This is a genomic window from Bacteroides sp. RTP21281st1_H5_RTP21281_210402, from assembly GCF_040918965.1.
GTDB lineage: Bacteria > Bacteroidota > Bacteroidia > Bacteroidales > Bacteroidaceae > Bacteroides > Bacteroides congonensis.
Window position 1 is genome coordinate 136,400 of sequence record NZ_JBCOWR010000009.1, and the last position, 25,986, is coordinate 162,385.

27 protein-coding genes and 1 pseudogene are annotated in these 25,986 nt (G+C 44.2%); 3 read left to right on the forward strand and 25 right to left on the reverse strand.

Annotation, left to right across the window (positions count from 1 at the left end):
* Positions 1–123: 123 nt before the first annotated feature.
* The 6 genes and pseudogenes from AB5443_RS14550 to AB5443_RS14575 form a co-directional block, all read right to left on the reverse strand.
* Positions 124–687, reverse strand: coding sequence for a YdeI family protein (locus AB5443_RS14550; protein ID WP_277134741.1), 564 nt, complete (start codon positions 685–687; stop codon positions 124–126).
* Positions 688–748: 61 nt separating this feature from the next.
* Positions 749–1,108, reverse strand: a complete 360-nt coding sequence (locus AB5443_RS14555; protein WP_277134742.1) for a DUF6463 family protein — start codon at positions 1,106–1,108, stop codon at positions 749–751.
* Positions 1,109–1,142: 34 nt separating this feature from the next.
* Complete coding sequence (locus AB5443_RS14560; protein WP_022139080.1) at positions 1,143–1,598, reverse strand: GNAT family N-acetyltransferase; 456 nt, start codon at positions 1,596–1,598, stop codon at positions 1,143–1,145.
* A 149-nt stretch (positions 1,599–1,747) separates the two neighbouring features.
* Positions 1,748–2,089: pseudogene (locus tag AB5443_RS14565) on the reverse strand (RagB/SusD family nutrient uptake outer membrane protein); the annotation flags it as partial.
* 404 nt (positions 2,090–2,493) lie between these two features.
* Complete coding sequence (locus tag AB5443_RS14570; RefSeq protein WP_237470316.1) at positions 2,494–2,787, reverse strand: helix-turn-helix domain-containing protein; 294 nt, start codon at positions 2,785–2,787, stop codon at positions 2,494–2,496.
* Positions 2,784–3,065, reverse strand: a complete 282-nt coding sequence (locus tag AB5443_RS14575; protein ID WP_237470315.1) for a helix-turn-helix domain-containing protein — start codon at positions 3,063–3,065, stop codon at positions 2,784–2,786. Before AB5443_RS14575 ends, AB5443_RS14570 begins: the two co-directional genes overlap by 4 nt.
* Positions 3,066–3,383: 318 nt before the next feature.
* Between AB5443_RS14575 and AB5443_RS14580 the strand changes: the two genes are divergently transcribed.
* Positions 3,384–3,677: a helix-turn-helix domain-containing protein gene (locus AB5443_RS14580; RefSeq protein ID WP_009127021.1), complete on the forward strand. Its 294-nt coding sequence runs from the start codon at positions 3,384–3,386 to the stop codon at positions 3,675–3,677.
* A 91-nt stretch (positions 3,678–3,768) separates the two neighbouring features.
* Here the strand turns inward: AB5443_RS14580 and AB5443_RS14585 are convergent, their stop codons facing one another.
* The 19 genes from AB5443_RS14585 to AB5443_RS14675 form a co-directional block, all read right to left on the reverse strand.
* A complete protein-coding gene (locus AB5443_RS14585) occupies positions 3,769–4,554 on the reverse strand; it encodes a PRTRC system ThiF family protein (RefSeq protein WP_221647692.1) in 786 nt (261 codons plus the stop codon).
* Entirely contained in the window at positions 4,551–5,252 is a 702-nt protein-coding gene (locus tag AB5443_RS14590; protein ID WP_368113356.1) for a PRTRC system protein B, read from the reverse strand. The genes AB5443_RS14585 and AB5443_RS14590 overlap by 4 nt, the downstream gene beginning before the upstream one ends.
* A gap of 3 nt (positions 5,253–5,255) precedes the next feature.
* Positions 5,256–6,368: a peptidase gene (locus tag AB5443_RS14595; RefSeq protein ID WP_368113355.1), complete on the reverse strand. Its 1,113-nt coding sequence runs from the start codon at positions 6,366–6,368 to the stop codon at positions 5,256–5,258.
* 35 nt (positions 6,369–6,403) lie between these two features.
* Complete coding sequence (locus tag AB5443_RS14600; protein ID WP_009127025.1) at positions 6,404–6,625, reverse strand: PRTRC system protein C; 222 nt, start codon at positions 6,623–6,625, stop codon at positions 6,404–6,406.
* A gap of 30 nt (positions 6,626–6,655) precedes the next feature.
* The gene (locus AB5443_RS14605) at positions 6,656–7,672 is read right to left on the reverse strand and encodes a PRTRC system protein E (RefSeq protein WP_368113354.1); all 1,017 of its coding nucleotides are present in this window, start codon (positions 7,670–7,672) and stop codon (positions 6,656–6,658) included.
* Positions 7,673–7,692: 20 nt separating this feature from the next.
* Entirely contained in the window at positions 7,693–7,902 is a 210-nt protein-coding gene (locus AB5443_RS14610) for a hypothetical protein (protein WP_270399456.1), read from the reverse strand.
* Between the two features lie 18 nt (positions 7,903–7,920).
* Positions 7,921–8,136 carry a hypothetical protein gene (locus AB5443_RS14615; RefSeq protein ID WP_039969919.1) on the reverse strand — a complete coding sequence of 72 codons (216 nt, stop codon included), beginning with the start codon at positions 8,134–8,136 and terminating at the stop codon, positions 7,921–7,923.
* Positions 8,137–8,416: 280 nt separating this feature from the next.
* On the reverse strand, positions 8,417–10,183 hold the full coding sequence (locus AB5443_RS14620) for a DNA topoisomerase (protein WP_333493027.1): 1,767 nt from the start codon (positions 10,181–10,183) through the stop codon (positions 8,417–8,419).
* A 73-nt stretch (positions 10,184–10,256) separates the two neighbouring features.
* On the reverse strand, positions 10,257–10,517 hold the full coding sequence (locus AB5443_RS14625) for a DUF4099 domain-containing protein (protein ID WP_039969954.1): 261 nt from the start codon (positions 10,515–10,517) through the stop codon (positions 10,257–10,259).
* Positions 10,518–10,568: 51 nt separating this feature from the next.
* A complete protein-coding gene (locus AB5443_RS14630; RefSeq protein ID WP_270243325.1) occupies positions 10,569–12,380 on the reverse strand; it encodes a DUF3945 domain-containing protein in 1,812 nt (603 codons plus the stop codon).
* A 662-nt stretch (positions 12,381–13,042) separates the two neighbouring features.
* Positions 13,043–13,720: a hypothetical protein gene (locus tag AB5443_RS14635; protein WP_118292337.1), complete on the reverse strand. Its 678-nt coding sequence runs from the start codon at positions 13,718–13,720 to the stop codon at positions 13,043–13,045.
* 20 nt (positions 13,721–13,740) lie between these two features.
* On the reverse strand, positions 13,741–16,218 hold the full coding sequence (gene tssR / locus AB5443_RS14640; protein ID WP_368113353.1) for a type VI secretion system protein TssR domain-containing protein: 2,478 nt from the start codon (positions 16,216–16,218) through the stop codon (positions 13,741–13,743).
* Between the two features lie 10 nt (positions 16,219–16,228).
* Positions 16,229–17,128: a PKD domain-containing protein gene (locus AB5443_RS14645; protein WP_270592064.1), complete on the reverse strand. Its 900-nt coding sequence runs from the start codon at positions 17,126–17,128 to the stop codon at positions 16,229–16,231.
* A gap of 4 nt (positions 17,129–17,132) precedes the next feature.
* Positions 17,133–17,666: a type VI secretion system transmembrane protein TssO gene (locus AB5443_RS14650; protein ID WP_368113352.1), complete on the reverse strand. Its 534-nt coding sequence runs from the start codon at positions 17,664–17,666 to the stop codon at positions 17,133–17,135.
* Positions 17,653–18,159, reverse strand: a complete 507-nt coding sequence (locus tag AB5443_RS14655) for a type VI secretion system transmembrane protein TssQ (protein ID WP_368113351.1) — start codon at positions 18,157–18,159, stop codon at positions 17,653–17,655. Before AB5443_RS14655 ends, AB5443_RS14650 begins: the two co-directional genes overlap by 14 nt.
* A gap of 16 nt (positions 18,160–18,175) precedes the next feature.
* Positions 18,176–19,345, reverse strand: coding sequence for a hypothetical protein (locus AB5443_RS14660; RefSeq protein WP_118292332.1), 1,170 nt, complete (start codon positions 19,343–19,345; stop codon positions 18,176–18,178).
* Positions 19,346–19,356: 11 nt separating this feature from the next.
* Entirely contained in the window at positions 19,357–20,247 is an 891-nt protein-coding gene (locus tag AB5443_RS14665) for a TssN family type VI secretion system protein (protein ID WP_270243322.1), read from the reverse strand.
* A gap of 22 nt (positions 20,248–20,269) precedes the next feature.
* Positions 20,270–20,710: a GPW/gp25 family protein gene (locus AB5443_RS14670; RefSeq protein ID WP_237470303.1), complete on the reverse strand. Its 441-nt coding sequence runs from the start codon at positions 20,708–20,710 to the stop codon at positions 20,270–20,272.
* A gap of 75 nt (positions 20,711–20,785) precedes the next feature.
* Positions 20,786–23,269: an ATP-dependent Clp protease ATP-binding subunit gene (locus AB5443_RS14675; RefSeq protein ID WP_368113350.1), complete on the reverse strand. Its 2,484-nt coding sequence runs from the start codon at positions 23,267–23,269 to the stop codon at positions 20,786–20,788.
* 351 nt (positions 23,270–23,620) lie between these two features.
* On the opposite strand from AB5443_RS14675, the gene tssD reads away from it, so the two are divergent.
* Both tssD and AB5443_RS14685 read left to right on the forward strand, forming a co-directional pair.
* Positions 23,621–24,019 carry a type VI secretion system tube protein TssD gene (gene tssD / locus AB5443_RS14680; protein WP_368113349.1) on the forward strand — a complete coding sequence of 133 codons (399 nt, stop codon included), beginning with the start codon at positions 23,621–23,623 and terminating at the stop codon, positions 24,017–24,019.
* Positions 24,020–24,088: 69 nt separating this feature from the next.
* Positions 24,089–25,933 (forward strand): type VI secretion system Vgr family protein, encoded by a 1,845-nt coding sequence (locus tag AB5443_RS14685; RefSeq protein WP_368113348.1) that lies wholly within the window; start codon positions 24,089–24,091, stop codon positions 25,931–25,933.
* Positions 25,934–25,986 lie beyond the last annotated feature (53 nt).

Below are 25,986 nucleotides of genomic sequence, written 5' to 3' on the forward strand. Positions count from 1 at the left end.
AGACATAATTACTTGATTGTTTTATAATTGACAGGTGCTATGGAGTCAATCTGTAGCACCTGTACATATTGAAGTGGGGGATGTATAAATTCGGATGATCAGTCGTTTGTTTCTGAATATTGATTAATAGTATTTATCAATCCCGCCAAATCCTGTTATTATTTTATTTTCTTTTGTCTTGTTGATAAAGTTGTTTAAGCGTTTCTCAAATTCTCCCGGTCGTTTCCTTGCAGCTTCAATATATGCTATCCGGATACGTTTATATGGTTCGGAAAAATGTTGGTAATTCTCCCATATCATTTTATCTTCTTTCAATCTGCCCATTATATCATCGGGAAAAACAAAAGGAGCAGACAAGACATCCCGTATCTTATCTTCAAATTTAGGGTGTATCATTTTATTTTCCAGTAGCCATTTTAGTCTTTCTTTATTGGCTTGCGAGTAGGTACTTTTAGGGTTTCTGGGCGTGAAATGCTGGATTTTATGTTCTTTGTCGAGAGCCTTTATTGTACTGTCAATCCACTCGAAACAAAGGGCTTCTTCAACAGCGTCATTGTACGTTATACTTTTTTTGCCCGAAGCCTTACTGGGAAATACAAACCAAATATCATTGGCAGTCTCAAAGTTGTCGGTCAGCCACTTTCGCCAGTCTTTCCTATTTTCAAAATATTTTATTTCTATTGGCATGACAAATTATTCCTCTTATTTTTTTGTATCCTTATCGGACGACCTATATATTGTTTCACGTTCAATTCCGCTTTGAACAAATAATGATTATTGCTTGCGGCAAGAAGAGCCAAAAGCCGGAAACTGGTTCAATAATGCAGCCGATTATGGTGAACAACAAAATAGCGTAACCTAAAAATACAGGTGCCGGTTTCTGTTCTTTGTTGATGTAATACTGAAGTGTTTCTCCCCAAAGGATGAGTATTATTCCGCAGATTAAGAACCAAAAAGCAAATCCCAGGTTGTAATTTTCCCCGACAGAGTTTACCAATCCCTTTCCGAACATTTCCGAAAATGCATCTTTCCCGATGAATAGTGCATAAATCGTATGAATAACTCCCGTTACTGTTAAAAAACGTCCACTGTATTTCCAAAGTTTCATATACTTGCTTCTTAGTTCTTGATTAATATATTGTTTATTTCAAATCAATTTCATATACTCGGGAATGTTCGCCCCATGGATGATAACATTCTCCTATATACGTAAAGCCAAAACGTTCATAATATGAAGTATGATGTGTGCTTAGATATAATTTTGAATACCCCATCGCCAGTGTATCTCTCTTTACCTGTTCTATTAAAAGGTTTGCATAATTATTTCCCCTATGTTTTTCTTCTATGAACAAAGCGACCAGCCAGGGGTATAAGTCCATGCGGGAATTGAAATCATTAGTGGTAAGTCCTACGCACCCGATGATTTCATCATCTTTCATTAAAAGATACCATTGAGGAATGGGGCTTTCCGTTGTGATGGAATGTCTGAAACAGTCGTCATAAACCATCTTAGAATCATTGTCCGCCCATTTGCTTTGAAAATAAGCAATAGTCCTTTCCAAATAGTGAGGTGACTTTCGTAGTGAAATGATATTCATATAATCTTTATCAGTTTTGTATATTAATAGTTAGTACAGTCATGATTTGTTGCAATATAGCAATATTTAGGGTGGGGGATAGAACTTAGCGTGAAGATTTAAGTGTTATTTAGAAAAACACTTAAATCTGACATTATGATAATGTCTACTTAATATCCCGGATTCTGGTACTCACTGCCATTGGTGATTGTAGCGGTAAAAGTGGTTGAGATAGGACGTAATGCATAATTCGGATGGAAGAATCGGGCTAAATCCGGATGAGTGTTTTCCAGATACCCGGAGTCCTTAAACATTCCTGTCCGTTTTAGGTCGTAAAAGCGGCAATATTCGCCACAAAGCTCACGGCCTCTTTCGTCCAAAATATCCCGCACCGTAATACTTCCTGTAAGCGGGTTTGCTCCGGCACGTTCACGAACCTTATTGATATAGCCGGCTGCATTCGCACCGCCATTCAGGTAGATATCAGCTTCCGCCGCAATCAGATAAACTTTGCCCCCCCCCCCCTAATCGTTTTTTGGGGAAGGGGGTACGATTTGGATACTAAAGTGTGTCTTTTCGTGCCCCTTTTTTGAAACGGCTGTTTTCTGCTACCTGCCAGAAAAAAGAAATCCCTGATAATGTCTGATTATCAGGGATTTGCTTGATTTTTCTTTTGTTTTCAGTGATCCGCCTGGGGCTCGAATTATAAGTTTTATCCAGCTAATAATCAAGTATTTATCAAACAGTTTTAATCTTAGTCCACCTATTTCGTCTGAAATTGGCTTCTATGTTTTACACAAATAGAACTCTTGTTTTTATATGCCAAAGATACGATTTTTCTTTGGAACTTCAACCATGATGAACCGAAAAATCGTATCCTTGAATCTTTCTTTCACTTCGTATTGCAATGGATTTTCTATTTAAAAGCTTCTTGCCTGTTTCTCTCCAGAAGCTCCTCTATGTCGGATTCCCGGTACAGAATCTTGCCTCCTATCTGATAGTAAGGCACAAGTCCATTGTTCCTGTACTCCTGTAAGGTTCTTCTTGACAGTTTCAGATATTGGCTTAATTCTGCATCAGTCATATACCGTTGTCCGTTCAACAGGGGTCGTTTCTCTTTAAGGGCTGATTCCAGTGCAACTAAAGTTTCTTTTAGCCTTTGGTAGAACTGAACGATGCGTTCATTGTCTCCGGTGATTAACTTGCTCATCTTTTTACGCAGTGTTTATCTATATACTTTTGGATATCTTCTCGCTTGTAATAAACTTTCCGTTCCAGCTGGGTATATGCGATTTGTCCGGTGTCTCTCAGATTTTGCAGTGTCCGGAGAGATACGTTCAATATCAGACATGCCTCTTGGTTATCAATCCATTCACCGATGGTTTTCGGGGACGTGTTTTCCAGCAGACGGTCAATCCTGTCCAGAAATTGATTCAATTCCCGGATACTCTTCTCGTAAGCATTTGCTTCCATACCTATGATTTCCATATAAAACGATTTTTTTGGTTTGATACAAATGTAACAATTCATTGCAGCTGATGCAAACCTGCGTCATCAGATGGCATCAGGTGTCTTCAGATGTCAGGCAGGCTGTAAACCGGTTTACAGAAAGTGTTTACAAGGTTTACACTTTTCCTTTACACCCGGATTCCTGTTCTAAATTGTATTTCATTGATTTTCAGTAATATGGTTTTAAAAGCGGATAATATCGTCCGTATTGGCACGAGATTTTCACATATAAGGGTATATACTCTTCAAGTGCGCACAACGAGGGTATCGATTTATTCACTTTTAAACGCATGGATTATGTCATACATTGATAATGAGATACTCGAAAGACTGATCGGGACAATGGTGGAAGGCTTTGCCCGTATTGAGAAAAAACTGGATCAGATGAACCGTCTGAAGGAATGCATGAACGGTGACAGACTGCTGGACAACGTGGATCTGGCTGAACTGCTGGGTGTGTCGCAGCGTACACTGGCCCGTTACCGGAAGGAGGGCAAGATCAAATATTATTCCGTGGAGAAGAACGGAAAATCCTTCTATCTGGCCTCTGAAATACAGGAATTCCTGCTCCTTCGCGGCAAGAGGACATAACTGAAGCATCCGAAAGTTTCAGACAGTTGCCCCGGACCAGGATGACTGACCATTCAACTAATTCAATGGAAAGCCAGTCCGGTCTGGGGCTTCATACCGGAATCCCTGTTGTCTTCATCGTGTCCAGATTCACATAGGCACCCCGATAGGCAGTTTTCCCTTCCTTGAACATCTTCCATAACAGATTGCAGCCGATGTGTGCCAGTGTAGAATTGATGAACAGGTCCTGCTTACCGAGTGCTTCCGCCAGGGAACAGCTGGGACCGGAATCCACCTCACGTACCTGTGAATAGTCCACCTCTTCCGTAATGACATTCATCCTGGGAACGGGTATGTATTCCTGGGAAGAAGGCTGGACAATCTTATCCCGCAGTGTGCCTACAAGCACCTGTCCCTTTGTCTGGCTGTTTCCGAAGTCCATCCAGTACAGGGGAGTCCGGTGATCGACAGGTCCCTTTCCGCTGAGGCCTTTCAGGAACTTCCACAGAGCCAGCCGGGAGCGTACATTGTCGGTGCAGGTGATGAACAGGTTGGCCGTTTCCATTTCCTCCTTCTGCCGGACATCCGGATAGCGTTTTGCTTCTGCCGACCAGCTATAGCCGAAGAAATGGTTGATGCGGGTGACCAGGGCCGTTGCCTTGTTCAGTCCCAGTTCCGTCTCGCTGAAAAGCTGGCGCCCGATGTTGGCTGTACTCACTGTATCCGGATCGAATACAGTCACATGCAGTCCCGGATGCCCCAATGCCCGGAGCGCCATGCTCATGCGTGCCAGGTTGGTGATGACCTGCGAGCCGGTCCCTCCCGCTCCGATGACGAAGACGGTGACCGGATGGTGGGGATTCAGCAGGTAGTTTTCTGTAAAATGTACTTTTTTCATGGCAGGATATCTTTTAGCTGTTTGTTGAACGGTCTCAGTTCGTTCATGTCAAAAGGTTGGTTTCTCGCATTTTCTGTCACCGTGACCAGATTCGACACGGTAGGATTTTGTCTGCCGCCCAGATGGACGAATTCCGTTAGCCAGAATCGCTTCTCCCAATATTCCATCAGGGAAAGAAAGGACGGGTTCTGCGGCTTTTCCAACGAACAGGAACCCAGACATACGCTGGAACCCGTCACATTGAAGAAAGGGGCCAGGTACAGAGGTGTCTTTCCGGTCGGCTTCTTTCCCTTGAAGGCATAGACGTCCATCCGCTCGCTGCGGATGTGGTAGATGATGCCCGGCACATGGAACACACCGTCCGGGATGTTCAGCTGCTTGTGGAAGAACATCTGCCTTTTGCCCGGCGGGTTGTACCAGATGTATTCCTCCTGTCCTTTTCTCGGATTGCAGGCCAGCAGGTTATCGGGAAGGACGCCTGCCGGTATTCCGCTCATTTCTTCCGTATAGGATTCCATCAGGGCGTTCATAAACTCATAGGTCACCGGCATCCCGGCTCCCATCTGTCCGTTTTTGTGGATGGGACGGAGTTCCAGGAAATATTCCGTACTGTTTGTTCTACATTCGTCACACCGATAGGCAATGAGAGCCGCTTTCGGTGTGAGGATGCGTTGTATCTTTTGAGTCAGTTCATTCATGATTCAGTCATTTAGTCGGTTGGCAATATAATCCATGAAACGGGAGAGCCACTTTGCGAAGCGCTCCGGAAAATCATCCGTTGGAAGCGGCTTTTCAGTTTGGGGTGTGATCAGCAGACCGGATACCGGAGTGAGACAGTAGGTCTCCTGGCTGTCCGAGGTGAAATAGCTTTCCAGCTCATCCGTCAGTTCGTCCTCATTGGAATAGGTCAGCAGAATCTGGTATCCCATCGGAATCGGCATGAAGTCCGGCTCTTCCTCACTGTGCCAGTCGTATTCATAATCCATGATGCACGGACTGGAAGCTGCGATGAAAGGCAGGCCTTCCCGGATCAGTTCCAGCAACCCGCCCTCTGCTTTCGTGACCGGGACATACTGCCGTACCTGTTCTTCGAGTTTGCGGCAGAAAGCACGGGACCGCATCCGCTTCAGGCACCGGCTGATCTTCCCTTCGCTGTAGGAACGGAAAATCCGGTTCTTTTCCCGCTGCCGTTTCAGCTCGTCCCGGTCCATTATCTCTTCCAGATAGCAGTCCAGACCACATTCGGCCATTTCAAAATAGGGTGTATCCGTAATGTCCTGCATCCGGTGGTGACGGATGAAGCGTCTGATGAATTCCAGCACAATCCTTTTCAATGTCCCGTGCAGCTTTTCCGTAAAGTTCACCGGCAGCCAGAACAAGGTATAGTCCGGCCAGGAATGGTACCGGTAGATGCAGAACTGAAGCTTTCCCTTCCGTACCTCCAGATTGACATGGTCGGTCAGGGAAGCATCCAGCACCTGGTACAGCCGGCAGATCTTTTCCCTCGGGGAAGCTTTCGACGGCGGAGTGTATGGCAGCTCCATTTCCAGGAGCTGCACATAGTTCAATGCTGAACGGTAGAGATAGTCAAAGCTCTCTTCCGTGGTCAGGTTCACTCTTCCGCGGTAGGTTTCCGTATACAGGTCCGGAGCAATGGGCTGCAGTGTCCTGTTCAGAAAACCGTAAGGCTTCCGGCGGGCGGGAGCTTTCTGCGTCCGGACTGTCTGATGCCCCGGCTTATGTCCGCCTTTCCCAGTTCCGACAGGATAAGGGAAGCGAGATTCTGCATGGCCTGCGCTGTAAGTGGTGTACATGGTCGTATGTTTTTGGATGGTTTCGTTTTCATGGCTTATCCCTTTACTCCGATGGTGGTCTTGAATTCATAGACCGCCCGGTCGTCCTCAATTTCCGGTCCGTGTACCGATGCGGTGGTCAGTTCCGGATAGTTCATGGAATAGAAATCCATCACTTCCGCCGGTGACAGGTTGCTGTCCGGATCATCCAGCAGCAGTTCGTTGCCGTTCTTTTTCATCTTGAACACTCTGTTCATTCCTTTAATTTCAAGTGCCATATCCTTTATCGTTTTATGTTAGACATTTGTTCAGCAATACACCATTTCAGCCTGCTGTGCCTGGTCTCTCATCCTGTATTCTTCCGGAAAATCCAGGTATTCCGCATAGGGGTCTTCCCTGAGCAGTTCCCGGTCATCCTCCTCTTCGGGGTCAAAACCGAAACTGTCAAAAGACTGCTGCCCGTTGGCATACGGGTAATTCTCTCCGGCGAAACCCGTTTCAGGCGTAACCGGTTGCAGGCCGTTTGTACGGGGCTGGCCGGTCATGCCCGGCTGCCGGTTCACGCCATGCTGTCCCGCTGCCGGATGGGGCTGTTGGGGAGGAAACATTGCAGGCTGAACCGTCGGTTGTCTGAAACCGCTCCTGTCCGTTGTCCTTACGGCCGGCTGGGACGGTTCCGGCTGGTTATAAACTGTAGAGGAAACAGCCGGTTGGGAAGCCGACTGTGGAACAGGTTGCGGAGCAGCCGGTTGTATTCCATTTTCCGGCTGGCTTGTCCGGGTTGCCGCCGGTTGCGCTTCCGGTGACATTCCCGCAAACAGGCTGCCTTCATCCGCCTTTTTCTGTACTTCTTTCATCCGGCTGTCGATTTCGCCCTGCTTCTCACCGGGAGCCAGTGCCCGGGCCTGCCGGAGCCAAGTAAGCGTTTCCTGGTATCTGGCGTTCTTGAAGGCATCGTCCGCCTTGGCCAGCAGTTTCTCCATCTTTTCCCGCTTTTCACGGGCTTCCTTGCTTTCCGCAGGCGCACTGCCCTTGCCGTTTTTACCGTTTGCCGCAGCCTGGGCTGCCTGCTTCTCGAAATTCTCTGCATTGACCAGCAGCCCCTGCACCTTCTGCAAGGGCTGCACGATGGCCTGCAGGAAAGCGCTGTCCAGCTCGTACGGATTCCCGCTCAGCACCAGCGGTACCATTTTCTGCTGGACCTCCTCTTTCAGGCTGTTCCGTCTCGGCATGACAGCCACACTCAGTTTATCCTCCACTTTGCGGATGTGGATGCTCAGGTCTGTACCCGGAGTCATCATCTGGTAAATCGTTTGAAAAAACATACTGTAAAATTGTTTAGAAATTATACATAGGTTTCCTTGAAGAACTCTCTCAGAACGGCTTCCCGGTCCGGACGGCTGGCGATGTCGCGCAGTCCTTCCAGGTAATAGCCGATGCTTTTGGGTTCGTCCACTGAACGTGGAACACGTCTTTTGACCGGTCTGCTGCTGTCATTTTGGGGCCAGAGAGCCGGAGCGGCCGGAGCCTGCGGGGTGAATCGGATCGTTTCCATACTTGCATAGATTGAATGTTAATGAAAAAGCAGCCCGAGCACAGCCAGGACTGCCATGATTTTAACCACCAGGAACAGGAGGCTGAACAGCAGGTCCATGAGACCTCCCGTCAGCAACAGCAAGGCGATCAGTCCGATAGGGACAATCCCCTTGTTGGCCAGCAGGCAGATCCCGGTTATCAGGAACAGCGTCACGGCCTGTTTGCCTGTCTTTTCAATACGTGCTACTTTCATCGTTTTTCTTTTAAAATGAATAATCCCATCGGGATGTGTTTTCCCGATTTTATAGGCCCCAGCCTTTTGGATTGCCGTTTTGCGCAAGGCCCGGACGGAAAAAATACCGGAGCAGAGCGAGGATGATTTTTTCCGTCCGGCCAGCCCGCAGGGCCGCCTTGCAGCAAAAGATCCGGCAATCCAATACCTTTGCCGCCTAAAAGCGGAAAAACAGCGCTGCTTTCAGACACAAAAAAATGCAGACCCTTTCAGGCCTGCATTCCCGTTCCTTTTCGGAGCTTCATTCTCCGGAAGGCGCATAGGTTTGGAAGATGTCGTCCACCAGCAGGGTGGCCAGGTTTCTTACCCGTTCCAGGAAGCCGGATTTTTCCTCCTGCCCCGTTTCCACTCCTGCCAGCAGGGCTTCCCAGTCCCTTGTCAGTTCCGTATCCGCAATCTTTTTGCCGCGGATGGTCTCGTAGGTGAACATGCCCTTTGGGGTCGGTACAATGTATTTCCCCGCATAGCGGATGTAGTTGCGGTTCTGTAAGGTCCGGATGATGGAAGTACGGGATGCCACCGTGCCCAGCCCCTTGTCTTCCATGTACTCCACCAGTTCGGCATCGGTGAACGGATGGACCGGAAGGTCTTTTTTCCGGAGCAGGTTGCAGCTGCAGACATCCGGTGTATCACCTTCTTCCAGCATCGGCAATCCGTCGGGGTTTTCCGGTACGGACAGGACACCGGGGCGCTGGAATAGGGCGTGCCAGCCTTCTTCCAGAATACGTACACCGGTGGTCTGGAAGACCTGTGCGGCACATACTGCCTTGACGAAGGTTGTCTCTGTCCGGCAGGACGGCAGGAAAGCCTCCAGCATTCGGCCTGCAATCAGCCGGTACACCTCCTGTTCCTTGGGAGTGAGACCTTCCGGACGGATGCCGGTAACGGTGATGGCCGGATGGATGTTGACCTGCTTCTCATCGACCACGCTTCGTGACAGACCGGACAGCATCCCTTCCGACAGGTCGGTATCCAGTTCGAACAGGTTCCACGAAACCAGTCTCCGGAGGATGGCAGGAAGCGTGCGGTACACATCCTCCGTGAGGTATCTGCTGGACGTGCGCGGATAGGAAATCAGCTTTTTCTCATAAAGCGTCTGCGCGATGTCGTACACTTCCGACAGGGTAAGCCCCAGGTACCGGCTTGCTTCTTTCTGCAGCTGTGTCAGGTTGAACAGGGCGGGCGGATGGATTTCCTGCACGCTGCGGCTCACTTCCGTAATCTGTGCCTTGGAAGCCAGCTTGCAGTCCTGGTAGAACAGTTCGGCCGATTCCGGGTCTGTGAGCGTATCCCTGCGTTTCAGCTTGAAGATCTGTCCGTTCTTGTGCAGGCTGATGTAGATCGGCCATGAATCCGTCGGGATATGGTTCTCCTTCTCGCGGTACCGTCTGGCGATGGCCGCCAGGATGGGTGTCTGCACCCTGCCCAGGGAATTGTTGCCGAGCCCCATGGCCATGCACATGGCATAGCTGGCATTGATGCCCAGAATCCAGTCCGCCTTGTTCCGGCAATCCGCCGAAGCGAAGAGACTGTCGTAGCAGCTGTCCGGTTTCAGGTTTTCCATCCCTTTGCGGATGGCTTCATCCGTCAGGGAGGCTGTCCAGAGGCGGAGGCAGGGCTGTGTACATTTCAGGTAGGCGTACACATAGCGGAAGGTCATTTCCCCCTCACGGCTGGCATCCGTGGCCGCAATGATGGTGTCACAGCTGCGGAGCACCTTTTCCACGACCTTCAGCTGCAGGACCGCCTGGATGTCCGGAATCCATCCGTTTTCGGTGCGGACATGCTGTACCGTCAGCTGGAAGTCCGAAGGAATGAAGGGAAAGTCCTCGCGGCTCAGCTTCCGGACTCCGTAATCCTTGGGCATGGCCAGCGAAAGCATGTTACCGAATGTCCAGGTGACGAGATATCCGTTTCCTTCCAGGTATCCGTTTCTTGTTCGGGTGGCACCTACCACTTTTCCTATTACTTTTCCTACGTTGGGTCTGTCTGTCAATATGGCAATCATAATCTGTTGAGTTTTATAGCTGTCCATACGGCTTTTTACCGTATGGACAGCCGGTGATACATTGTAATAAAGGTTATTCTTCCGTCGGTCGGATGCCGTTGATGCCGATGACCGGCCGGCCGTCCGGTTCCACCTCCAGCTTGAGGGTGGCATCCATGGTGAGTGAGAAGACCGGGGTCTTCAGGTTCAGCGTGGTCACTCCGGTCTCTGCCCCTTGGAGAAGCAGGTCCAGGTTGCCGTCCTTTTCGAGTTCCTTCCGGCGGATGCCGACAGCTTCCAGCTTTTCCCAGTCAAGCTGTTCGGCCTTGAAAATGATGGGTTTGTTCGGATTCATATACATATCGGTTGAGGTGAGTAAGATTTCTTTGTACATTCACGGACAGTCTCAGACAGCCTGGCGGGCATTTCTTTTCTGCTCCTGCTGCTGGCCGTTGTCCGTCTGTGCGGCTTGGCGGGCCGTGTTTCTCCGGATATCGGGATTCTCCTGAAAATACTGGAGCTGGCCGGTATTGGCGTTCACTTTCAGGTAGGAATCGAATGGTTTGCCGTTCGGACCCTTCATGCCGGTGACCAGAATGGCTTTTCCGTCCTGCAGGTTGGCCCTTTCCTGTGCCGAAAGCAGGTGTCCGTATACTTCAGCCGGAATGGCCGGGGCCTGCCGTTCGTTGAAGCCGTCCGGTGTCCGCGAGTATAGCGGTCTTCCGCTGGCCATGTCCAGCCTGACGAAGGAGGAGAATTCCTCCCCTTTGCGGTTGATCATGTTTTCCAGAAAGACAGGCTGTCCCTTGCGGAGCGCCTCCTTGTCTTCCGGTGTCAGCTGGACCGAGCAGATTTCCTTCGGAATGTAGATTTCGCCCGTTTCCGGGTTGTGGCGGGTGTACTGCAGGCCGCCCGTCACCTTGTCCATGGTGACAAAGGAAGAGAACACCTCACCGTTCTTGCGTTTCATGTCCTCCACCAGGATGGTATGCCCTTCGTTCAGTGCCTTGAGCTGCATGGGGGAAAGCGGCACGCCGCCCAGCGTCTGCTGGTTGAAGGCCTGGTCCTTGGAAAAGATGAACTCGATGCCCCTTCTTTCCGCGCTGTACTGCAGATGGGCGTTGAATTCCTTTCCCTGGTTGGACTTCATGCCATCCACGAAAATCTGTTCGCCGTTTTTCAGCTTCTGGATTTCATCCGGAGTCAGGGTCACTCCCTTGATTTCATTCGGGATGTAGACATGTTCCTGTCGGACGGCCACCAGTTCGTTGGTGTTCTTGTCGATGGAAATGAGGCACGGCTCGGTCGAGTTGCCGCGCAGGTTCAGATCTGCCACCCGACCCATGTTTCCGCTTTCGCGCAGGTTCTTCTTGTCCTCTTCGGTAAAGATGTGCCCGAAGTACGGACGGTCCAGTTCCGGCTCCTTTCTTACTCCGTGGATGCCCAGCATCACCTGTCCGCCGTTGGACATGAACGACAGCCTTGCATCCAGTTTGGCGGTCAGTACGCCGGGAATGTTGAGCGTCAGCGGGATGGTCTTGTTGGTCTTGTAGCCTTTCAGCATACTGTCCAGCTGTCCGGACTGCTCCAGCATTTCCTTGGATACTCCGAACTTGCCCAGTTCTTCCCAGTTGATCATGTTCTCGTTGTACCGGTAGGTTGGAGTCTGCTGCTGGGGAACCTGCTGTTCTCGTCCCTGCGCAGCCGCTTCCACCTGTGTCACCTGTTCCGGTTGCACCTGAGGTGCCTGTTCTTGTTTTTTTGCCATTGCTTTTTCCTCCTCTTTGGTTTGGACATTGCTTTGTTGGTTGTTCTTCGGCACGATTTCGTACCGTTTCAGGAACTCTTTCACCGCATCGGTTTCTTTTCCCGAAGCCAGGTCCTTGAGAGCCTGCCTGTTCTGCTTGTAGTCATGGAAAGTCATGCGGATCAGCCGGAAATGGGTAGGTTCCTTCAGCTGGCTCCAGAAGTTTTTGATGAAGTTTTCGAGGATGCTCGAATTCTTGTCGAACTTCAGAAACGAGTTTTCGTTCTTTTCCTCCGGTGGAACTGTCCGATAGTTGCCTTTCTCGTCCGCCTGGCTGACCACACCGATTCCCTCTTTCGGGTCGTTCTTGTTGTGGACCAGCAGCAGCTCGTCAATCTGTTCCACATAAGGCTTTTCCGGTTTCTTGTTCCGGCTTTGCTTTCCTTTGTCTGGACGGTTGTTCTGTGCCATAATTTTCTGTTTTGAGTGACTGTTTGATTGGTTTCACAGTCCAAATGTAAGGGCTTTCTGTTTACAATCAGCTGATTTTCAAAAAGCTGGCATCAGATGTCGTCAGATGGCATCAAATGGCAACCTATAGATGGTCTGGCACGAAGGAAAAGAGGAATTGGAAGTATAATGTGTGAGAGAGGTGAAGGGGAAAATAGAGAAGGCAAAGACGCAGACAGCAGGATGTGCAGAACACATGAAGCAGCGGAACTATGCAGAACAGAGGGAGCTGAAATCCCTGTCTTATCTCGGGATAGGATGAAATAGGCACAGCTTACTGGTGGGGAACGGATGCTTTCACGGTTCTTTTGAGGTATCGGGAAATATAAGGACAGCCGCCTGTACTGAAACGGCTATGCGTCACGTCGGTCGCAGTTTATCCCTGTAATCAGACAACAATCCCTCCAGACGTTTGACGCCGCATTCTTTTTCGGAAGAATTTTCATGGCGAAGCCATAAGAGAAAAATCTCCCGAAAAAAAGTACAAATGCGGCTGGCAAACGAGGGAGGGATTACCTTTGATGGAAGGGAAAAACGTTTTATGAGTAACTAAAACAGGTGTCATCAATCCTCAGAAATAGGATATGACACCTGCTTTAAGTTGGAAGAGGTATTCAGGTTGGTTAGAAGCGCAATGCTGCTTCCAAAGAATCCCTTAAAATGAAAGATATTGGTACCGTATCATCTTTCATTACTAACGGAATATAAATACTCTCAAAAATATGCTTAGGCTCATTTATTGATACATACAGCAATTTTTTTTCTTCAATAATTTTTCCGCACAGTTTTATTTCACGATTTAAATTCAGCAAATCACAGCCTTGCCAAGTTATTAGATTTCTGTCCATAATAATTAGAGTGACTGTCATTTCCATGGACTTGGAATCATATTCAACTTTTTGCACTATTGAATTTAAATATATCTTTGCTATATTCATAACCGTTTCATCCGAAAAGAATTGAATACTTATATCAGTTTTCATTCTTTGGGCTTTCATATGTTCTCCAAGACCTAATCTAAACAGGTTATAAATATTATCCAAATTTTGGACATATATCTTTTTGTATGCAGACGAGAACTTTGAAGACAAGAATTCTTTAAACAACAGCATCTTGTTTGTTTTGAAAAAGCCGTTTTTACTAAGCTCGATAAAAGATGCTATTTCCGTGCACATTTCATTTAACATCCGTTGTTCTTGATCTAATTTATCAGCTATCAGTGCGGAAATTCTTTCTCTTTCCTCTTTATTCAAAATAGAAGAAGACAAAAGACCTTCTAATTCAATATAAGTTTCTGTCATAATATGATTTGTTTAAAAATTTAAGGAAGCATATCCCGACTTATCCAATAATAAGTCTGCCCGTTTGACTTGAAAGTATTACCGGCTGCTTGTTCCAGCTTTTTCTTCTTTTCCTTAAAATAATCAATCAGCATGTCTAATGTTTCATCAGACAGTTCCTTCCTTCTTTTTAATTCAGCAATCTTATAAGATTTTAGAAATTGATTATCTGTTGGACAAGTTATTATCAAGTGATGAGCATCAGCCAAAGATAGTTGTTTCATTTCTCTTCTCTTTAGCCGATGTACTTTCCCTGTATTGATATTTTTATAATACAGCTTGCGTAATTTACGTCGTACAGATCGAGTAGAAGCATATTCATTATTAAAAATAGAATCCATTCTCTCTGTAGTAGTTACATTTTTCAGCAGCCAAACATCATCAGGGCAACCGCAAATCTGATTTTTATGACCTTTCTGTTGATTTTTGTCATATTTATAGTCAACATAAAAGCCAGCCAGCTGGGAAATAAAATTTTTGAGTTTTTTAAATTCAGCATCTGACAAAAGTAATTTATAATCTACGGAAGAAGATAAAGAATCTGGTATCTGAACGGTTTGAGCTGGTATAAAATATAGAGGAGAAACAGATTTCAAAGAATGTGTAATCAATTCTGTAGAAGGTTTATTCATCCTATGAAATTGAATAAATGTAGAGTCAATCCTGTTTCTGAAATTTCCTGTTTCAGTAAACGCCTTGCGCAAACTTGAAGCAACCGATCTGTTATCGTTCTCAACCTGTTTTATAAGGCTATCTACAGAAGAAGTAAGTCCTTCGAATGGCATACTTTCATCTTTAGATGGGAAAACCACCCAACCTTGTGTCATACTTCTGTTGGGGAAGTCCAGACAATATATATTTCTTTTTACTTCATTGTACTCGTTCATAGTCCTTAGCTGATCTGCATACACAATCTTTTCACGTTTTGACACAGCGATTTGTTTGGCGTAACTGTCAATCATGTTTTCGACTTGAAGAACAAAATTTGTATATTTATCAGGTCGTCCACTATGCAGCTGGAAGCCTAACAGACGGCAATTATAATCAGCCAGTTTATTGACTAAAGCTGTTTCAGCCCATTCACTTCCACTTCCGGTCTCTCCTATCAGAATTATAACATTTGTTTCTTTTTTATGATTCTCAAGCATATTGATAGCTTTACGTAGAGACTTCCAGTTATGATTTGTGCTGTTTCTACTTAATTTATTTGCAGTGTCAACCCTATCGGAAAGGGCATTTAGAAGTTCCATGTAGTCGGATGTCAACGCTATGGTTTCAACATGGTTCCCGACATGCCCTTTGGTGGGAAGAACCGCTCCAAATTTATATGTGAATTCACTCTGTGGGTGAGAGAATCTTGATTGTAACCCTTGTATAACATTGATAATTCCAGGATATTGTCTGGCAACCTCGTTGTCATCTTCCATAACGAAAAGGATGTTGATTTGTTTCAATTGTTTTTCGATACCCTTAAACTGTTTATAGGTTATAGGATTTCCGTCAACATTCAATATATAGCTATTATGGCAATCTGTTAAAGGGAAAAAGGCTCCAGTTCTAAAACTGGAGAAAGAGTTAGAGCGTTTAAAAGATACAATGGGGCTATAGAGTAGAGCTTTTTCATTATGCTCCAGTACTTCCGATTTTTGTAGGCTTTCTTTTCCATAAGTCACAGTATCCATTTCATATCTGTCCTTGAAGAGAATCCTGTCAGAGGGTAAGGTGTTTATATCCACATGTAATTGTTGTCCTATATTTCTTATCAATGCGTTGTCTATCCAACCCAGGGTTTCAGTTGCGACACTGTCTGGGGAAATATAACTTTTTATGGCGATTAAAGTTTTGTCTCCGTTGTCAGATTCCTTTAGCGGATAGACGATAGTATGCATTGCTACTTTTTTATAGTCCTGCATAAAATCCGTATCTTGGAACACCCGTACGGAATCATTCTTGAAATATTTATCCGGCACAGCTATAACAGTAGAATCAGCCAGTACTGTAACCATTTTATTTTTAAGACCAGTAGCCAAGTCCGTAATAGAAGACTGTGTCAGCAGCAGGTCGGATTTGTTAATCCAGCCATAATATTGCGCTTGTTTACGATTTACCAGCTTTCCGTCCTTTATAATGTCCGGACAATATTTGACAACCTTCAGCCAGTCACCTTTTTCCTTTATGACCAGATAGGGCTCCATAAATTTCAGTTCTTTATATACATTCTTGCCAGTGGGTTTTCTGTAGCTGAAATTATCCAATTGATCAGAAAACACAACCCATGGAGCTTTGCCTGACCATATAGATCGGGATGCTTTGATATCTGTACCGCAATAATTCATTGCATATTCTCTTGGGATGCGTTTGACTCTGGTAAATCGGTTCACCGGTCCACAGGCAGTAAAAGCCAATGAAAAAGATAGTGCCAGTATATATAATCCCCAAATGCTTGTAGTTCGTTCCATATTTATTCAGTCATTTAGTTAACGGCTTGTCATATTGGGTGACAAGCAATTGCTTAACACACTCATCGGATTCGTCATCTTTGACATCAACAACGACATTTTCTATTACAAGCCTTTTGCGACCTATTATTTTCAGTCCTTGACAATAGGAATAAAAATCGTTATGTTTTTCACCGTTTACGGTAACAACGACATCCGGATTATTGCAGAGATAAGATGAAAGAATGTAGTTGTAGTTTTGGTTGAAAGGTTTGCCGTCAACAATAGCTTGAAGCCTTTCCCTGATGTCATTACCAATCAATGTCTGTACATCTGCAGAATCATTTCTCTGGAAATTGGGTTCGATTCGGATTGTATGTCTTACAGGATATTGTGTCGTTTCTGTAGATAAAAGAATTTCGTATGTTCCCGCTTCGGAATAAGAATATAAGGTATTCTTTTCACGTGAATCAATCATGCCTGTTTCTCCAAACTCCCATCGCCATTCTTTGGCATTCCCCAGACCTCGTACTGATATAATTTCGTTTTGTAGTGCAAATCCTGGCGCATCAATCTTTATCAATTCACCATACGGGTCCTTGTCTACTTTAGGGCGTACATTAACCAGAAATTTTTCCTCGAATTGACCATCTACGGTCAATCTGATTTGATATTTCCCTTCCTTACTGTAGGAGTAGTTCCCTGTTCTTGCTTCTGATGTTTCGCCATTGCCGAATTCCCATAACCAGGAATGTGCCCTGGATGTACTGTCGCCAAACGAAATGGCTTGCCCGACTTCAGCATCCATCGGAGTGACAAAAGCTTGTACCGTTTTTCCCTGTGCAAGTAGACTTAACCAGTACGCAAGTGATATGCATACAGCCGCTGCACCAAAAATAATAAATGCTTTCTTGTTATTCAATTTTCCCATAGCTTCATTTTTTTAGATTGGAACGCCAGTCCTGCTTTTTGCTTTCAAGCCCAATTTCACATTCCTCCAGATTTTTTCTGAAATTAATGATGTTCTGTTGTCTTCCCCATAATTCTTTTTTATCTATCATCCACATTTGATAAAAGTCAGCAATTTGGAGAAACACTTTGTATCTATTGTCCCATCCGTTGCTTTGATAGACATTCTTGAGATCATTCAACAAATATTTTATATCATCCTCCTCATATTGGGCATGAATTCCAGGTTGCAAAGCATTGATTTTGAAATACAGTGTATCTATAATGGACACATATTCTTTCTGGATGTTTCTAAATGAATAAATCTTTTCCATTTTGTTCATTATGACCCCTTTCTGCTTGGACGCGCTGAAATCAGTACCGGCAATATACATCAGAAAGCAGCAGCATCCGGCAGTTGTAAGTAATAATAAACAGACGTAAAGAAAAGACATCACTCTCTCCCGATAGCTGATATTCATTCTACGGGAGCAACGATTCTGTCGGTTATTTTCTTTCATAAACAAGACCTCCTATTTTTAGTTTTCGTGAAACATCCTTATATTCTTTTACTGAACGCATCAAGTCTTCACGTACCACGTTTTCTTCTTTCTCTGCCAAGCGTATCGAATCTTTCACGGCAAGAAAGTCATTGACAGCATTAAGCAATCTTTGATGTAGAATATAGTCCTGCGCATCAAACTTGCCCATATGCCTTTGGAGCTGCATTTTTCTGGAACTGACCATGTCCTGCAGAAGAATATCATTGATTCTTGGAGAACTATTCATCAAATTCATGTATTGATAGATAGAGTCAAATGCAACAACAAGATTCAATTCATCCGTGTATATTCTATCATATTCAGCGGTTTTATTGACGATGGCTTTTACTTCAACAGATGAAGTCTTCATGAATGAATAGAATGTAAACACGGCAATACCTACACATATCATCAGATAACCGGAAAATTTCAGGTATGCTTTTTTGACAGCTCTATTGTTTATCGGTTTCATAATTGCGATTTAAATTTTACATGCGATCAAACGGAGTCCATTCCGTTGATTTTCCTCTGTTATCAGAATATTTTCTTTCACCTATGACAATATTGTCTTTATGCCTTCCAATGTAGTCAAGAGAAACCAGCATTTGCCATAATTCAGACAAGGCTTTCAGAAATTTTTCGATGATAAAGAATGCTGATTGCAAGTCTGTATGTTCGTATTCGATATCAATGGCTTCATTCATCAAGCTCTCAAATGCGACCGGACTGATATCACTCCATTCGTAAAAATATTGCATCAAGTCCTCTTTTTCTGTCTTTTCCAGGAAATTCAAGGAATTAAAGCAAATATGAGCCAATGATGAATAACAGTCAATCATTTTGGCCGGATGCCAGAACATACCCAAGTTGCGATATTCGAAGAAGCACATGGCTGTATAGTGTAGAATGCTTTTACATATACAGGCTGTATTGATAGCGATAGGCGATGAATCTGATCTGTTAATGACTTTGGCTACAATATCTTTGGATGATTTTTCAATGGAATTGAACATTTGTCCGAAATAACGGTAGTATCTTATCAATTCCGCGTGAGCTGTCAGACTTGTACATGGTGGAATATAAGTATAATCCAGCAGAAAACGTTCACCTTCCATACGTAAACGTCCTAGTATCAATACATTTGCGGATATAATGGTTCTTTCAATTGGTGATAAAGATAATGTATAGGATGGTTTAACATAAGGGAATCTCGGCGGAAGTGTAGCATTGTCAGGTGTTCCGCTCAGTACTCTTTCGTAAGGAGAAACAGTAAGGAGAATGTTCCAGCGATTTGCTTTTCCCGTTATCTCTCTCCTGATTGTTTCTGCTGGTATTGTGATTTTAAGGCTCATGTTGTCCTCAACACCTGCTTTGTAATCAACGATAAACCCGCTGCGGGTTACACCTAGACATCGGTTTACACGGATTTCCACCTTATCTGTAACTGTATGATAAACCTCCATGTCTGTCCCCTGATCCTGTGTATCAAGGTTTTTATCCGGTAACAATCCGTAGCCGAATGCAGGCAGTGAGGTTTGCTTCATCTTATACATGCTATTCAGGAAAAAGTTTTCGGTCATGATCAAGTCATTCGCATCAATATCCATGCCATTTTCCCAATTAATTCTTTCAAAAATATCGTTTTCGCTTCTGTTCATAGGTATACATTTTATTTGTTTACAAGCTCTTGTCTAACTCTTTTTGCAACAATCAAACTGCCACTAGCTATTCTATTTTCCCCAAACGATTCATCCGGGTCGATATACCTCCGTGAATGGAAAAAAGAAGGTTTTACATAGAATATCCATCCGTAAGTAGTTTGGTCGTCATTACAGGCTATGTGCTTGGCCGGAAATTTTTTATTATAATCCTGCACAAAAATCTGGAACCACTCTCCGAAAATCATGGTTTCCACAGCTTGCGCAGAAATGCGGACTGTTTCCGAATCAGTTTCTGGGTTTCTGGTAAGCTCTACTTCAACTACCATAAGATCAGATTCATTTATCTTGTTGTATCCATGAAGCGTCCTATCTTCTGAATAATTCCAAACCTTGTAGATTTCCAATGGAATATCCAAAAAACTGTAGTATGTTCTGCGAAAGACAGAGACAAAAAGAAATGGCAGCATGGCTGTAGATGCCCATAACCCATACTGCAAATCATTACACAGGTCAAAAACAAACGAATACAATACCATTCCTATTATCATCAGCAGCAGAGTGAGTGTCAATTCATAAGTATATGAATTGTCTTCTCCTCCTTCAAGCCATTTTTGTGATTCCGGAATAAAATGCATCATCGTTTTGAGATGTATAGTTCCCAAAAGAAAATAAAACAGTAATGAAAGCATGTAAAAATATGGCATGAAACTGTATTTAACCAAAGCTGCTGTTGCCGGTGCAACTAACAGGATTACCATTATTATGCAATATCCTATCAGTTTTCTATTACGCAGCAGTTGGTTCTTTTTGGCAATGAAAAACATGACGCTTCCTAACAATACTGCTATTAATGGCATCAGCAAGTATGACATCACAAATTTTCCTAGTAACTCTTCCATATATATGTATTATAAATCGTTTTTATTCATTGGTCAGCGGACCCAGCAAAAGTTTAAATTTAAAACGGCAACGCTCCTGATTTCGATTGATGACAGCTGTCACAGAAACTATTACACGTTTTTTGATGGAAATTGTATCGAATGGCATATTGTGAAAATTAACATCTGAAATATCCGTGTTAATTTCTACTTGACTCAGTCGGGGTTCATACTTCGCTATGGCATCAGTAAGATACTCATAAAAAGTTTCCTCCCACTTTTTTAGAGAAACCATCCTGTCAAAATCCAAGAGCCATATTTTACATCCAAAAGCCCTGTCGAATTTATGTTCGCCGGGATATGTTGTGAAAATCAGTTCCAGATTCTGATCAATTGATTCCTTCTCTGTACATGTCTCAAAATGAGAAGGCTCCTCTGCAAAAAGATTTTCAATCTGTAGCGGTATTTTGTAATAAGTATCCATTCGTCAAAACATTATAGTTTACATGATGCTTTACTTTCTGACTCTTCCAAAACAAGAGATGTTTTGAAAGCCTAGTCAGGATTCGATACTCCATGTCAATTGTTCATTATTTCCAAGTCCTACCGATAAGGTTTTACCGGAGTCCAGTTTCCCCTCGATTATTAATCTGGAAATGGGACGACGTAAGTAGGTGCGTATCATTCCGGACACTTGACGTGCTCCATAGCGCGGATCAAATCCTTTGTGAGCTAACATGTAACGAGCATCATCAGTTAGTACAATTCTTATATTTTGCTTTTCAAGCAGTTTTGAAAAATTTCGAAATTGAATATCAAATATTTGTAAAAGTATATTTTCATTAATGGGTGAAAAAGGAACAATTTCTGATAAACGTGCCAAAAATTCCGGTCTGAAGTAGCGTGCCATAACTTCCATTAACTGTGCCGTGTCAGGGAAATGTCCCAGTTTAAACTGTTCTGCCAGCCATTCGCTACCGACATTGGATGTAAACAGGATGATGGCATTGGAAAAATCCCCCTCTTTACCAAGCCGGTCATGCAGTTTTCCCTCATCCATGATTTGCAGGAAAATATCGTATACAGATGAGTGGGCTTTTTCTATTTCATCAAATAAAACAACAGAGTAAGGAGATTGCCTGATTTTGTTTACCAAAAGCCCGCCTTCTTCATATCCGACATATCCAGGAGGGGCACCATACAATAGAGCAGCTGAGTGTTCTTCCTTGAATTCAGACATATCAAAGCGAATCATAGCCTTTTCATCATTGAACAAGGCTTCAGCTAAAGCCTTTGCAAGTTCTGTTTTACCGGTCCCTGTCGGTCCAAGGAAAAAGAATGACCCGATAGGCTGTCCCGGCTTATTTAAGCCTGAGCGGGATTCCAAAATGGCATCTGTCAGTGATTTCAAGGCATGGTCTTGACCGACAACTCTTTTCCGAAGCATGTTTTCCATGTTCAACAGACGTTCTTTTTCTTTCGATTGCAATTTGCCAAGTGGAATACCTGTTTTATCGGAAATGACGGCAGCTATTTCCTGTATACCTATTTCTTTTGTGGGATTTTTCAGGAATTCGAGGAGTCCGCTAAACTCACGTTCCAAATAATCATAAATGATTTTTATGTCAGTTTCGCTTTCCACATCCAACTCATGTGAAACTTTGTCTGCTAAAGCCGGATATAAAGCATCCCGCATTTTGCAAAAAATTCTCCTCAGTATAGACAATTGGTGCATTTCTTCTTCTGAATCGTCATTCAAATGGACTTTTCCCAGTTCCTTATGCAATGACGACAACTCTCCAATCACTGTTTCATTCATCAGTTTCACAGCCGAGAAAGTCCTGTCTATTAAATCCAGAGATGAGTCAGGCAAACATCTGTCCTGCACGTAGCGTTTGGCCAAACGCACACTTTCGGCTACAGCCTGATTGGAAATGCCCAGTCCGTGGAATTGTATATATGTATCCATCTGGGACAAAACCATGTTCAGAGCAGATTCTTCATCTGGTTCTGTAAGTTTCAACTCTTCGAAACAGCGGTTGAAAGTTTGGTCCGGTTCAATAACCTTACGGTATTCATCCGAAGTCGTAACACCTATCATGCTTATGTTACCTTTGACCAATTCCGGTTTTAATACACTTGCTGCACCGTTATTCCCTTGTTTAGAATCAATCAACGTGTGCAAATCGTCTATAAATAAGATAGCCTTATCCATCTTCCGTAAATCCCGAATGATATTCTTTAGGCGATCTTCTATTTCTCCCTTATAGCTGGCTCCGGCTATAAGCGTTCCTGTATTTAATTCGAAAATCGTGATTCCCTGAAGGAATGAAGGGACTTTCCCATTACTGATTATCCATGCAAGCCCCTCCACCAATGCAGTTTTCCCGACACCTGATTCTCCGGTAATCATGACATTGGATTTTCCGTGACGTCCCAAGATTTGCATTATCAAGCGCAACTCATTATCTCTGCACACAATCGGTCTAATCCTACCCTCTGAAGCTTCGAGAGTTAGATTTATACAATAGTTATTGAGGAAAGAGTCGTGTTTTGCAGTTAGTGAAGCATTGCCGTAACCTGTTTGCTCTTTCAAGTCTTCTTCTATGGAATTGCCAAGGAGTTCGTCTAATATTTCATGCTCCTTGACCGGAAAACTTTTTAACTGGTTTACTGAATATGCTATACCAGGTTTTGACAAGGCTGTAAGCAAACATAGAGGGGTTATTTGACTCCAGCCAATTTTTGCCCGGATGCGGTCTGACTCATCAAAAACTTTTTCTATTTCAGAAGAGCATGACACATCCATTACCTTACCAGCTACGGGAATTTCTTCTATACGTATGTCAGCCCACTCTTCAAGATAAGCAATATCTTTGTTTTTTGATTTAAGAAACTCTCTAATCCCCACATCACGATGAAGCAGGCCCTTGATTAAATGAGCCGGAAAGAATTGCCCATGTGCATTGTCACGTGCAACAGACTTTGCCATTTGTATGGCAGTTGTAGCAGAATCGTCAAAAATCCAATTGTCGCTTTTCATATTGTCCGTTTATTAGGTTTACATACTGAAAGAGTCAATTCTATATACATTCAATACGGCATTGCTAATAGAAAACACTCTTTCATACGCAAAAATAGAAAAAAAACAATAAGTGTACGTATCAATCACGCTTTATTTTTGGAAAAAACATTGGAGATTACATTTTGAATGGTTATATTTACGGCCTAACGTATTTGACAACAAGTGCTGTCGTTGGCAGCAATAGGCTTGTCTGAACAGGTATATTTTCAGGCAATGTGGTGTGCTCTGAAGTCGGAAGTTTCAACCATTGAACACCTTAATTAATTGTGTCCACGACAGTCCTGTACGGATATTAGTGTTAATTAAAAAATGAAAGCCATGTTTAGTGCAACATTGAAGTTCAAAGGAAGGGAATATGATGTCCGTTATGTGGACTACCTTATTAAACGTGATATCGATGCAAAAGGAAGGCCATCATCACATTTGTATGGAGGTTTAATCCGCTTGATTGTAGAATCAAGCGAGGACACAACCATATTGGAAAGTATGGTAACTCAATTTATTCCCCATGCTGGAACTATTGAATTAAAAAAAGGAGATGAAGAAGCAACAATGAAGGTTCTGAACTGGGAACAGGGATACATTATAAAATTCAAGGAAATAGCAAGTGTGGAAGGCAAAAAAGGAATGGTTGTTGATTTTACCATATCTGCACGGATCATAAAAGTTGGTGATACTGTTTTTGAACAAAACTGGCCTGACAAATAAAGAATTCAGGTTATTACCTTTATGCCTTAGTAAAAACTACAGTCTAAATTATTTAATGAAAGCAATATTATGGAAGACTGGAACCAAGTTCACGCAACAGTGAGCATCGACGGCGAGAACCGCAACTACACCCATATCAGTCTGGTTCAGAAGTTTGGTCAGCATCATTATTTTGACATCGAAGTGCTTTGCAGTCCGCTTGTCAAAGAAAATGTGTGGCACCATGAACGCGAGGAAATGATAGCACTGCAGGGAAAAACGGTCGTCATACGCATGAAACATGAATTCAGCGGTGACGAAAGCATATTCAAGGGCATCATTACCTCAATCGGAATGGACGGGGACAAAGGTGTATCCGGGACCTTACACTACAGGGGATACAGCACGACCATACTGCTTGAATCCGGGCGAACCATGGATTCATTCACGGATGCCACACTCGGAGAAATCGTGAGTGAAGTGGTGGAAAAATACGGAAACGGTATCAGTATAGTGAACAATCCGGCGTTCAAAAGCAGGATACCTTACGTACAGATGCAGGAGGAAAGCGCATACGAGTTTCTGCACCGTTTGGCATGGCAATATGGAGAATGGTTTTATTATAACGGACAGGTGCTTTATTTTGGCAACCCGTACAAGGAGAAGGACGAGAATCTTATCTATGACATTGACATGGACTCCATGCATTTCTCATCGTGTGTTGCTCCATTCCATTTCTCAAGACATGATTATCTGTCCGACAGCCACATGGATATGTTCGGGGACGATTCGGAAGCCGTCAGGGGAATCAACACCTATTTGGCCAATGCCATGAAGACTTCAGAGGGAATGTACCGTTCGCAGACCACCATGTACAGCCACACAGCCACCGGTCACCCGCTGGATATTGAACACTTCACAGCAGTGGAAAAAGGGCGTAAAGTCGCCTCACTTGTCTGGATGACAGGAAATACGAAAACATGCCGTGTACGTATCGGTGAACCAGTCGTAGTGCAGATTCCGCCAAACATGTGCAAGCGTCGGGATATGGGACGTTACCGCATTGTGGAATTAACACATAGAATTGAAGTAAGTGGAGGTTATGCCAACTCGTTCAAAGGCATACCTGCAAGCATGGAATACATCCCGACGGAGAACGTGCGGATGCCGGTCGCACATGCCATGCTGGCGGAAGTGACAGACAATGCCGACCCGGAAAACTTAGGTCGTGTACAGGTGCAATTTGCATGGCAGAAAAGCCGAAACAAGACCACAAACTGGATAAGGGTACGGAGCCTTGATGCAGGAAGCAGCGAAACGGTATCCAAAAACCGGGGATTCGTATTTGTTCCTGAGATCGGAGACCAGGTAATGGTCGATTTTGAACTTGGAGACCCGTGCAGACCTTATGTCAGTGGAAGTATGTTCCACAAGAACAACGGCGAAGGAGGTAATGCGGACAACCACATTAAAACCATTGTTACACGCAGTGGGCATACGCTAGAGTTCAATGATGACGAAAACGGACAATGGGGTATCACAATCAAAGACCGTAACGGTTGTGCACTACATTTAGACACGAAAGGCAAAAACATTGAAATCACAGCTCCGGAAACCATGTCCTTTACCGCAAAGAATGTAAGCATCAACGCTCAGGAAAATGTTCAGATTGCAGCCAAACAGAATGTGGATATAACAGCGGAAAGTGATATCAATCTTGCTGCCAAAGGAAATCTGACCGAACAGGCGGACGGTGATATGTCTGTTGCTGTAAAAGGAAATATCAATGCCGAAGCAAAAACGGATGTCAATCTCTCCGGACAAAATGCAAGAGTGGACGCAAAGAGCAAGATGACAATAAACGGTACAGAGACACTGGCATCGGGTAAAGTAACAACCATACAGGGAGCAGCACACAAGGTGGATGTAATGTAAAAACACATATAGTAAGCCTATGAAACAGATTGTGACACTGAATTTAAACCATA

What these genes read in the sequence shown, in the direction of transcription:
- AB5443_RS14590 (WP_368113356.1), bottom strand. Translation starts at nt 5,252, where the DNA reads ATGAATGAACTGACTCAAAAGATACAACGCATCCTCACACCGAAAGCG.
- AB5443_RS14625 (WP_039969954.1), bottom strand. Translation starts at nt 10,517, where the DNA reads ATGAATCCGAACAAACCCATCATTTTCAAGGCCGAACAGCTTGACTGG.
- AB5443_RS14660 (WP_118292332.1), bottom strand. Translation starts at nt 19,345, where the DNA reads ATGAACAGAAGCGAAAACGATATTTTTGAAAGAATTAATTGGGAAAAT.
- AB5443_RS14635 (WP_118292337.1), bottom strand. Translation starts at nt 13,720, where the DNA reads ATGACAGAAACTTATATTGAATTAGAAGGTCTTTTGTCTTCTTCTATT.
- AB5443_RS14675 (WP_368113350.1), bottom strand. Translation starts at nt 23,269, where the DNA reads ATGAAAAGCGACAATTGGATTTTTGACGATTCTGCTACAACTGCCATA.
- AB5443_RS14550 (WP_277134741.1), bottom strand. Translation starts at nt 687, where the DNA reads ATGCCAATAGAAATAAAATATTTTGAAAATAGGAAAGACTGGCGAAAG.
- tssR (WP_368113353.1), bottom strand. Translation starts at nt 16,218, where the DNA reads ATGGAACGAACTACAAGCATTTGGGGATTATATATACTGGCACTATCT.
- AB5443_RS14685 (WP_368113348.1), top strand. Translation starts at nt 24,089, where the DNA reads ATGGAAGACTGGAACCAAGTTCACGCAACAGTGAGCATCGACGGCGAG.
- AB5443_RS14600 (WP_009127025.1), bottom strand. Translation starts at nt 6,625, where the DNA reads ATGGCACTTGAAATTAAAGGAATGAACAGAGTGTTCAAGATGAAAAAG.
- AB5443_RS14570 (WP_237470316.1), bottom strand. Translation starts at nt 2,787, where the DNA reads ATGAGCAAGTTAATCACCGGAGACAATGAACGCATCGTTCAGTTCTAC.
- AB5443_RS14610 (WP_270399456.1), bottom strand. Translation starts at nt 7,902, where the DNA reads ATGGAAACGATCCGATTCACCCCGCAGGCTCCGGCCGCTCCGGCTCTC.
- AB5443_RS14645 (WP_270592064.1), bottom strand. Translation starts at nt 17,128, where the DNA reads ATGGGAAAATTGAATAACAAGAAAGCATTTATTATTTTTGGTGCAGCG.
- AB5443_RS14575 (WP_237470315.1), bottom strand. Translation starts at nt 3,065, where the DNA reads ATGGAAATCATAGGTATGGAAGCAAATGCTTACGAGAAGAGTATCCGG.
- AB5443_RS14670 (WP_237470303.1), bottom strand. Translation starts at nt 20,710, where the DNA reads ATGGATACTTATTACAAAATACCGCTACAGATTGAAAATCTTTTTGCA.
- AB5443_RS14630 (WP_270243325.1), bottom strand. Translation starts at nt 12,380, where the DNA reads ATGGCACAGAACAACCGTCCAGACAAAGGAAAGCAAAGCCGGAACAAG.
- AB5443_RS14655 (WP_368113351.1), bottom strand. Translation starts at nt 18,159, where the DNA reads ATGAAACCGATAAACAATAGAGCTGTCAAAAAAGCATACCTGAAATTT.
- AB5443_RS14620 (WP_333493027.1), bottom strand. Translation starts at nt 10,183, where the DNA reads ATGATTGCCATATTGACAGACAGACCCAACGTAGGAAAAGTAATAGGA.
- tssD (WP_368113349.1), top strand. Translation starts at nt 23,621, where the DNA reads ATGAAAGCCATGTTTAGTGCAACATTGAAGTTCAAAGGAAGGGAATAT.
- AB5443_RS14615 (WP_039969919.1), bottom strand. Translation starts at nt 8,136, where the DNA reads ATGAAAGTAGCACGTATTGAAAAGACAGGCAAACAGGCCGTGACGCTG.
- AB5443_RS14580 (WP_009127021.1), top strand. Translation starts at nt 3,384, where the DNA reads ATGTCATACATTGATAATGAGATACTCGAAAGACTGATCGGGACAATG.
- AB5443_RS14605 (WP_368113354.1), bottom strand. Translation starts at nt 7,672, where the DNA reads ATGTTTTTTCAAACGATTTACCAGATGATGACTCCGGGTACAGACCTG.
- AB5443_RS14555 (WP_277134742.1), bottom strand. Translation starts at nt 1,108, where the DNA reads ATGAAACTTTGGAAATACAGTGGACGTTTTTTAACAGTAACGGGAGTT.
- AB5443_RS14585 (WP_221647692.1), bottom strand. Translation starts at nt 4,554, where the DNA reads ATGAAAAAAGTACATTTTACAGAAAACTACCTGCTGAATCCCCACCAT.
- AB5443_RS14595 (WP_368113355.1), bottom strand. Translation starts at nt 6,368, where the DNA reads ATGTACACCACTTACAGCGCAGGCCATGCAGAATCTCGCTTCCCTTAT.
- AB5443_RS14650 (WP_368113352.1), bottom strand. Translation starts at nt 17,666, where the DNA reads ATGAAAGAAAATAACCGACAGAATCGTTGCTCCCGTAGAATGAATATC.
- AB5443_RS14665 (WP_270243322.1), bottom strand. Translation starts at nt 20,247, where the DNA reads ATGGAAGAGTTACTAGGAAAATTTGTGATGTCATACTTGCTGATGCCA.
- AB5443_RS14560 (WP_022139080.1), bottom strand. Translation starts at nt 1,598, where the DNA reads ATGAATATCATTTCACTACGAAAGTCACCTCACTATTTGGAAAGGACT.